The organism is Segeticoccus rhizosphaerae (genome assembly GCF_009192725.1).
In the GTDB taxonomy this organism is placed as follows: domain Bacteria; phylum Actinomycetota; class Actinomycetes; order Actinomycetales; family Dermatophilaceae; genus Segeticoccus; species Segeticoccus rhizosphaerae.
Map to the genome: position 1 here is coordinate 1 of NZ_VOHR01000351.1, position 3,669 is coordinate 3,669.

The window sequence follows — 3,669 nt, forward strand, 5'->3', positions numbered from 1 at the left end:
AGCCGATGCCCCTGCCGGCCAGCCGGCGGTCGGCGAAGAGCACGCCGACCGCGCGGAGCCGCTCCACGCCGACGCCGTGCGCGGAGGACCAGAGGCGGCTCAGCTCACCGCCCGACCCGTCCTCGGTCCCGACGGCGTGCAGCGCCACGTGCCCGACGACCCGTCCGTCGAGCTCGGCCACCCAGGCGGCCAGCTCACCGGGCCGGTGGATGAACCGCTCGACGGGAAAGGGCAATGGCCACTCGAACGGGTACTCGGTCTCGGCCTGCTGACGGGCCAGGATCTGGGCCAGCACCGGGATGTCCGTGTCACGCCTCGGCCGGATGTGCAGCGCATCGGTCACAGCAGAACTCTAGGCGTGACCCGACGAGGGCAGCCATCGCCATACCGTCGGCCGCCGCTAGGGTTCGCCCATGTTGGGAACGCAGCCAGACCACCCGTACCCGGCCGCGGCACCTGGGCGGCTGCTCAAGATCCGCGGCGGCGCGGCACTGCACGGCAGCGTCCGGATCAGCGGCGCCAAGAACGCCGCGCTCAAGGCCCTCGCCGCCTCGATCCTCACTCCCGAGGAGGTCGTCCTCAACAACGTCCCGATGATCGCGGACGTGCTCTCGATGGCCGACCTGCTGCGGGCCCTGGGCGCGCAGGTGGAGGTGGACGCGGAGCACGAGCGGGTCACGGTGCGTGCCGAGCAGATCAGCCGGACCGACGCCCCACCTGACCTGTTCAAGGCCACCCGCGCGTCCGTCGTCGTGGCCGGACCCATGCTCGCCCGGCACGGCGAGATCTCGTTCGCACTGCCTGGCGGTGACCAGATCGGTCGACGGCCGATCGACATGCACCTGAGGGGGTTCGAGCGCATGGGCACGCAGGTGCACCGCGACGAGCACGGGGTCCACGCCAAGGTGCTGGCGTTGCAGGGCGCCCGCATCTACATGGACTACCCGAGCCACACCGGCACCGAGACACTGATGATGGCGGCCACCCGCGCGACCGGGCGCACCCTGATCATGAACGCGTCGGCGGAGCCGGAGATCGTCTGGCTCGGCAACCTGCTCAACCGCATGGGCGCGCGGATCTCCGGGCTCGGCACCCCCTTCCTCACCATCTGGGGAGTCGAACGCCTCCGCGGCGTCTCGGAGATCGTGATCCCTGACCGGCTCGAGGCGGCCACCTTCGCGATCGCCGCGGTGATGACCGGGGGAGAGGTGACCATCGACTCGGTCATCGAGGAGCACCTCGTACCGGTCACCGAGAAGCTCGGCGAGGTCGGCGCCGAGGTGTGGTTCCAGGACCGCCGGATGCTCGTGCGGGCGCGCGGCCCGCTGCGCCCGACGGACCTGCAGACGCTGCCCTACCCAGGCTTCCCGACCGACAGCCAGTCGGCGTTCGTGCCGCTGCTGACCCAGGCTGGCGGCCTCTCCACGGTGCACGAGCGGGTCTACGAGGACCGGCTGCGCTACACCAAGGAGCTGGTCAAGATGGGGGCCGACATCCGGGTGCAGGCCTTCGGCGACCACGACGAGATCCTGGCGACGGCCGCGGAGGTGCACGGCCCGACGAGGCTGCACGGCGCGCGGGTGAAGTCGCTCGACATCCGCTCAGCCGTGAGCGTGGTCCTCGCGGGACTGGTCGCCGAGGGGGAGACCGAGGTGACAGACGTGTTCCACATCGACCGCGGGTATGCCGAGCTGGTGCCCAAGCTGGCCGCGCTCGGGGCCGACCTCGAGGACACCGGTCAGCCAGCCGGCTCGTAGCTCCTCGGCCCGGGACCGGCCCGGCCGGGCACCGTTGCCGCAGTGACCGCCGCGGCGGCCAGCCAGACGAGGCCGGCGATGACACCGAGGGAGTGCAGGTGCGCGACGAAGGAGGCGCCGGCCGCCGCGGAGCCGAGCACCGCGCCGAAGCAGGCGACGCCGAGCGCCCCGGCCGCCTGCCGTGCCGTGTTGTTCATCCCGCTGGCGAGGCCCGCACGCTCGCCCGGCACGGACTGCATCGCTGCCGTGACCACGGCGGAGGTGAGCAGGCCCATCCCGAGGCCGAGGCCGAGCAGCGGTGGCAACAGCACGGCATACGCGCTCTCCGGTTGGAGTCGCACGAGACCGAACGCGCCGGCCGCGCCGATCACCAGACCCAGCAGCATGGGCGGTCGTGGCCCCAGGCGTGCCGTCAGCCGGCCGGCCAGGGGAGACAACGCCGCGAGCGGGACGAAGAGCGCGAGGAGGTCGAGTCCGCTCGTCAGCGCCGAACGCCCCTGCACTGACTGCAGATAGAGCGTCACGGCAAAGACGGTGCCGATGCCCACGCAGTTCATCGCGCCGGCCACGAGGTTGGCCCCGACGAACGTTGGGGACCGCAACAGCGCCAAGGGCACCAGTGGCTGCGAAGCGCGGCGTTCGATGCGCACGAACAGGGCCGCTGCCGCGATGACCCCGACGAGGGCCACCAGCACGGCACGGTCGAGACCTCTCTGGCCTCCGGTGATGACCGCGAAGACGAGGCACGCCAGCCCGGCGACGGCCGCGAAGGCGGCCGGGAGGTCGAGGACGCGCTCCTGGCCCCGGCTCTCGGCCACCACGCGGCGCACCATCACGGCGGCGAGCAGCGTGACCGGGACGTTGACCAGGAAGACCGCCCGCCACCCGAGCCAGGACACCAGCGCCCCGCCGAGCAGGGGGCCGGACGGCAGGGCCAGCGAGGACACGCCCGACCAGGTCCCGAGGGCGCGTGACTGCTCGGCCCGTCCGGGGAAGGTGTGGGTGATCACGGCCATGGTCGACGGGAGCAGCACGGCAGCCCCGACGCCCTGCGCGGCCCGCATCGTCACCAGCACCTCCACGGTGGGCGCCAGTCCGCAGCCCACCGAGGCCGTCCCGAAGATCACCAAGCCGTCCAGGACCATCCGACGGTGGCCACGGACGTCGCCGAGTCCGCCGGCGGCGAGCAGGAGACTGGCGAGGGTGATGCCGTAGGCGTCCACCACCCACTGCATCCCAGCCAGGTCGGTGCCGAGCCCGGTCTGGATCGAGGGAAGGGCGACGTTGACGACCGACACGTCCAGCAGCACGAGGGACATGCCGGCGCACATCACGGCCAGCACCATCCGGCGACGAATCTCGGTGCCCATGGCGCCACAGTGACACCCGATCGCTTCCGTCCGGCCCGAAACGTCATCGGCGCATACTCGAACCATGACGGGAAGAGACGGTCGGAGAGGGCCATGGGCGGGGGACGCGGACGTGGCGGCGGTCGCTGCCTTGTATGCCGAGCCCGCGCGGGCCAAGGTGCTCCTGGCCCTCTCCGACGGGCGGTCCCTGCCCGCCTCGCGGCTGGCGACGGAGGCGGGCGTGTCACCGCAGGCCACGAGTGGCCACCTGCGCCGGTTGCTGGAGGCCGGCCTGGTCAGGGTCGAACCGTCAGGCCGGCACCGCTACTACCGCGTCTCCGGACCCGACGTGACGGCCGTGCTGGAGGCGTTGGCCCGGATCGCACCCGCCCGCCCGGTGCGGTCCCTGCGCGAGGGCAACCGGGCGAGTGCACTGCGGACGGCGCGAACCTGTTACGACCACCTGGCGGGGCGGCTCGGCGTGGCGGTGACCCAGGCGCTGCTCGACCATCGGGCGCTGGTCGCGGTGGACGGCCGACCGGACACCGCGCGGCGCCCCGGTG

The 3,669-nt window shown here is 72.5% G+C and carries 4 protein-coding genes; 2 read left to right on the top strand and 2 right to left on the bottom strand.

Going from position 1 to position 3,669, the window contains the following annotated elements:
* Positions 1–343 (bottom strand): GNAT family N-acetyltransferase (locus FRW57_RS18800; protein ID WP_476748659.1); only part of this gene is annotated, 343 nt, incomplete at its 3' end.
* Between the two features lie 70 nt (positions 344–413).
* On the opposite strand from FRW57_RS18800, the gene murA reads away from it, so the two are divergent.
* Positions 414–1,757, top strand: coding sequence for a UDP-N-acetylglucosamine 1-carboxyvinyltransferase (murA, locus tag FRW57_RS18805; protein ID WP_137120785.1), 1,344 nt, complete (start codon positions 414–416; stop codon positions 1,755–1,757).
* On the opposite strand, the gene FRW57_RS18810 is transcribed toward murA, so the two are convergent.
* Positions 1,739–3,127, bottom strand: coding sequence for an MFS transporter (locus tag FRW57_RS18810; RefSeq protein WP_203230414.1), 1,389 nt, complete (start codon positions 3,125–3,127; stop codon positions 1,739–1,741). The genes murA and FRW57_RS18810 overlap by 19 nt on opposite strands.
* A 64-nt stretch (positions 3,128–3,191) precedes the next feature.
* Here FRW57_RS18810 and FRW57_RS18815 point away from each other — a divergent pair.
* Positions 3,192–3,669, top strand: a 478-nt coding sequence (locus FRW57_RS18815) for an ArsR/SmtB family transcription factor (RefSeq protein ID WP_152186740.1), incomplete at its 3' end; no start/stop codon positions are given.